Origin of the sequence: uncultured Thiodictyon sp. (assembly GCF_903828115.1) — a bacterium.
GTDB lineage: Bacteria > Pseudomonadota > Gammaproteobacteria > Chromatiales > Chromatiaceae > Thiodictyon.
This window is the reverse complement of sequence record NZ_CAIKKU010000197.1, coordinates 1-2,710: the sequence shown is the minus strand read 5'-3', so window position 1 is coordinate 2,710 and position 2,710 is coordinate 1. Positions and strand designations below refer to the sequence as shown.

General features: G+C 67.4%; 3 protein-coding genes. 2 read left to right on the top strand and 1 reads right to left on the bottom strand.

The features are described 5' to 3' along the window. On the bottom strand, positions 1-258 hold a 258-nt coding region (locus QZY48_RS07220), incomplete at its 3' end, for a helix-turn-helix domain-containing protein (protein ID WP_295429550.1). A gap of 133 nt (positions 259-391) precedes the next feature. Between QZY48_RS07220 and QZY48_RS07215 the strand changes: the two genes are divergently transcribed. Together QZY48_RS07215 and QZY48_RS07210 are read left to right on the top strand one after the other, a co-directional pair. After that, positions 392-1,330 carry a hypothetical protein gene (locus QZY48_RS07215; protein WP_295429547.1) on the top strand — a complete coding sequence of 313 codons (939 nt, stop codon included), beginning with the start codon at positions 392-394 and terminating at the stop codon, positions 1,328-1,330. A gap of 314 nt (positions 1,331-1,644) precedes the next feature. Beyond that, positions 1,645-2,364: a glycosyltransferase family 2 protein gene (locus tag QZY48_RS07210; RefSeq protein WP_295429544.1), complete on the top strand. Its 720-nt coding sequence runs from the start codon at positions 1,645-1,647 to the stop codon at positions 2,362-2,364. Positions 2,365-2,710: the final 346 nt, after the last annotated feature.

The window sequence follows — 2,710 nt, the reverse complement described above, 5'->3', positions numbered from 1 at the left end:
GCGTCGCGTTGGCGAATCGAGGCTGAACTTGTCGGGCAGCAGCGCCGACAGGTCGTAGCGGCGCTGTCCGCCGGGGGTGCGCTCGGCCGTGATCTTGCCACTGGTCTCCCAGCGGCGCACGGTCGCGGGCGAAACCCCAAGAGCTTTCGCCGCCTCGCCTATCCTTACTTTGTACACTTTTTGCTCATGTTTGGCAAAAATGTACAATTTTAATCGCAACAGTTCAAGCCCCTGCCGAAATTGCTGTTCTGCGACCAAAACGTTTACCCTACCGTCGGCTGAGGGTGACGGGCCGCCGCAGCGAGACGGCGCGACCCGAAGGCGGCGCCGCGCGCTGCGGCATCCATGAGTCGGGAGCCACAGAGATGATGTACAGCCGACGGAGATTTCAATGGACATCCTGATCGACATCATCCTCAAGGCCGGCCGCACCGCGGTCGATCTGTCGTTGTTCGTCCTGCTGCCGGTGATGGTGGTCATGCTGTCCTTGATGCGCCTCTTGGAGGCGCGCGGGGCGCTGGACTGGCTCGTCGCCCGGCTGACGCCGGCGCTGCGCCCCTTCGGACTCACCGGGCTCGGCGTCTTTGCCGCCCTGCAGATCAATTTTGTCAGCTTTGCCGCCCCGCTGGCGACCCTGACCATGATGGAACAGCGCGGCACCTCGGACCGCCACCTGGCCGCCACCCTGGCCATGGTCTTCGCCATGGCGCAGGCCAATGTCGTGTTCCCGATGCTGACGATGGGCCTCGCGTTCGGCCCCACCTTGGTCTTTTCGCTGCTGGGCGGCCTGACCGCGGCGGCGACGACCTATTATCTCTTCGGTCGGCGGCTGTCGTGCGCCGAGGCGACGCTGGACGAAACCCTGCATCACCCCGTCGCCGACAACGCCAAGGGGGTGCTCGACGTCATCAACCGTGCCGGCGCCGAGGCCTTCAAGATCGCCATCGGCGCCATCCCCATGCTGGTGCTGTCGCTGGTCGCGGTCACTGCCCTGAAGCGCTTCGGCGTCATCGACCTGATCACCGCGGCCTTGGCGCCGCTCCTGGGGCCAGCCGGGATCGACCCGGTGCTGGTCCTGCCCAGCCTGACCAAATACCTGGCCGGCGGCACGGCGATGATGGGGGTCGTGGACGACCTGCGCCGCGCCGGCCAGCTCAGCGTCGAACTCCTGAATGCCAGCGCCGGCTTCCTGATTTCGCCCTTGGACCTGGTCGGCATCGCCGTGCTGATCGCGGCCGGTCGCCGGGTCGCCGCGGTCTGGAAGCCGGCAGCCCTGGGCGCCTGCATTGGGATCGCGCTGCGCACCCTCGGCCATCTCCTCTGGACCTGAGGGGCGGGGCCTCGCACCCAGGCCATTTCCCAGCGAGCGCGGTTGCTTCCACGCGGGGTCAGCGCAGCATCATCGTTCCGACGATAGTCAGACCCCGTAGCCGGCCGTCGCGCATGATGTCGTACCCCCATTCGCAATGGCGCGCGGTGTCTTCAAGCGCCTTCGCACCCGGGCGCGCGACCAGGCCCGGTCACGACGCGAGCAGCGCCGCAGGCGCAGCGCCGAGCCGAAGGACCGGGATACCGGGGGTTTTCAGCAACTCCCGGCGCACCCACCTAGGCAGCTTAGGACCTTCACTTTGAGATAGTTCACCGATGCAGCCAGTCTCCGTCGTCGTCCCGACCCGGGGCCTGGGCACGGCGCTGCGCGAGCGCTGCGCTCGGACGGCCGCGTGTCTTCCCGGCGCGCAGATCATTGTCTGCGAGCCGGACGACCTGGGTGCGCGCGCGCAGCAGCCGCCGCTGCCGGAGGGCTGGCAACTGGTCAGGGCCCCGCGCGGTCGTGGGACCCAGTGCAACGGCGGGGCCCGCGCCGCCGCGGGCGAGCTGCTGATGTTCCTGCACGACGACACGGACCTGCCCCGCGATGCCGCGGTGGTCCTCGCGGCCGCCTTTCGCGACCCCGGCATCGGCATGGCCTGCTTCCGGCTCGCCTTCGATCGGCGCCACTGGCTGCTCGGCGCCTATGCCTGGGGCTCGCGTTTCGAGTCGCGGCTGACGACCTTCGGCGATCAGGCCATGACCATCCGGCGCGACCTCTTCGAGGCCGTCGGCGGCTTCCCCGACTGGCCGCTGTTCGAGGACGTGGAACTGGCCCGCCGCGTGCGCCAGTGCAGCCACCGGTGCAGCCGCATCGCCAAGCTGCCGAGCGCGGTGACCACCTCGGCCAGCCGCTTCCTGGCCCACGGGCCGGCGCGACAGCAGTTGGCCAACGGCCTCTTGCTCGCGCGCTTCCTGCTTGGCGCCCCGCCCGCGCGCCTCGCGGCCATCTATGAACGGCAACGCGGCGCGCTCCCGCGGGGTGATGCGGCCTGAAGCTCGACCGGTGGCGCTTGCACCCTGTCCAGCACGCCGACCCGGCCATGGACTGCACCACGGCGCCGCGCTTTCATCCCGGGAATATGGAACGGTTCACGAATAAGTCAAACAATTTCATTAGGGGATACTCGTCGCGTCGCGTCGTTGTCGTTGTCGTTGTCGTAATCGAGGTTATCGTAGCGCCCCTGATCCTCTCGTACGCCGGCCTTGATCATAACTGTGCGACACGAAGTCGCGTAAGTAATTGTTCTACTGGAAGTCTCTATATGGCGACCTGATGGAACCGACGGTTTCTCCCGTCGTAGCCTAGGAGCACATGCGAGACTGGTAACGGTCCGGTGTG

Excerpts from the sequence above, each read along its gene's own strand:
- QZY48_RS07215 (WP_295429547.1), top strand. The coding sequence starts at position 392 with ATGGACATCCTGATCGACATCATCCTCAAGGCCGGCCGCACCGCGGTC.
- QZY48_RS07210 (WP_295429544.1), top strand. The coding sequence starts at position 1,645 with ATGCAGCCAGTCTCCGTCGTCGTCCCGACCCGGGGCCTGGGCACGGCG.